This window comes from Microbulbifer harenosus (assembly GCF_005771435.1).
In the GTDB taxonomy this organism is placed as follows: Bacteria; Pseudomonadota; Gammaproteobacteria; order Pseudomonadales; family Cellvibrionaceae; genus Microbulbifer; species Microbulbifer harenosus.
Genome location: NZ_VANI01000043.1, coordinates 1 through 1,441 on the forward strand (window position 1 = coordinate 1; position 1,441 = coordinate 1,441).

At 56.1% G+C, this 1,441-nt stretch carries 3 protein-coding genes; 1 reads left to right on the forward strand and 2 read right to left on the reverse strand.

The genetic code is table 11. The features are described 5' to 3' along the window. Positions 1–231: hypothetical protein (locus FDY93_RS19530; protein ID WP_171019046.1), on the forward strand; the 231-nt coding region annotated here is incomplete at its 5' end. Here FDY93_RS19530 and FDY93_RS19200 read toward each other — a convergent pair. Together FDY93_RS19200 and FDY93_RS19205 are read right to left on the reverse strand one after the other, a co-directional pair. After that, the gene (locus tag FDY93_RS19200; RefSeq protein ID WP_138237372.1) at positions 185–850 is read right to left on the reverse strand and encodes a hypothetical protein; all 666 of its coding nucleotides are present in this window, start codon (positions 848–850) and stop codon (positions 185–187) included. The genes FDY93_RS19530 and FDY93_RS19200 overlap by 47 nt on opposite strands. Positions 851–855: 5 nt before the next feature. Further along, a partial coding sequence (locus tag FDY93_RS19205) for a hypothetical protein (protein ID WP_220446265.1) occupies positions 856–1,441 on the reverse strand: 586 nt, incomplete at its 5' end.

The following is a 1,441-nucleotide window of genomic DNA, read 5'->3' on the forward strand; positions in this document are numbered from 1 at the left end:
GCCGCCGGTTACTGCCGCCAGGAGTATGGTGAACAGGACTTCAAACGCCGCGGCACCGGAGAATTCAGTGATTTCAATGGCGTGTTGGGCTTTAACGTAGTCTTTGACGAAGCGCCGGAGGTCGGCCTGCAGGGCATGAGATCGGCGAGTTCCGTGGCCAGTCATAGAGCTTCTCGAAGTCGGGTTACCTTCGTAAATTGGCTGTTTCTCTATCTGCGTCTTGAGGAGTAACCCAGGAATCGGGACGGATACCCTCAAACAACAGATTGGCCACGGTTTTGATAAGGAATGTTCCATCAGGAATATCATCTATTGAGCTGCCGGTAATGGAATAAACTTCTCTGAAGTTGGGGTAGTCAGGGAAGTAGCTCATCAAGGGCGGTTCGATTTGGCCCCTCGTCAGGAGTTCCTTCAGGCGGGTCAGCTCGTCGATCAATCCCTGTTCGTACTGGTCCAGTACTCTTGGGGCCTGCTGCAGCAAAGTAATAAGTGCCTCGATACAACGAACGACGTAGGGGTAATACGCGGGTTTCAGGAGAAATTGTGCTTCTCTGGTTAGTCGAATTAAGCGCTTCATGTGGATTTCCACTTCCTCTCGAACCCTTTCCGGTGAACTGGCGTGGCGGCACAGCTCCCCGTCGACGTATACACGGCGTAAGGTTCCGAGCATGTCACGATCAACGGGCAGCGGCAGATCGCGATTTTCCGCACGCTCCTTGAGCCACTTCAGCTGCGCGATCATTCGTCCTTCCGGTGTGCCGTCTGTCTGGGCAAAGGGTTTCAGAATAGTCTGCAGCAGGATGTCGCAGTTCTTGATGACGTCCAGACGCTGTTCTTCAGTATTCGGCATGGTAATTATCCTCCGGATACGGCCTTGAGGGTGGATGGGTCGACAGTGACCTGTGTGCCGCCACCGCGCATGATCTTGCCCATCAGGCCGGTGCTGTAGCCGCTGTTGTCGGTGTATTGAAGGAGTTCGGTGGCCCTGCCGATTCTGGCTTCCACGGCGGTGGTGGACCGGGTCACTTCTGCCACGTCGATCGCCGTGGCCCGGTTGTAGCAGGGCAGTGCCAAGTGGTTTTTCAAGCCTTCCCGGTCCCACACACCGTCCTTGAAGTATCTGGCTTTTGCATCCTCGAAGCCCGATTCGTCCAGCCAGTAGGCGGACGTTTTCAGATCCTTGCCACGGCCGGCGGTGTTGAAGCCGTAGAGCTTGTCGCCAGGGCGCAGTGGCTTCGCCTTGAAGTCATTGCCGGACTCGAGGACTTCCTTGATTTTGTCCGCGTCCCAACCTTGCTTTTCCAAAACCTTGGCCGCCGCCGAATCTTCCGCTGACAGGCTATGCATATCCACTTCGCGGCGGGTTTTAAACTTCTGCACCTCGATATCATCCCACCCCCGATTGTGCAGTCCCGGGGGCCGCTTTGGTGCGCGAGGCGCC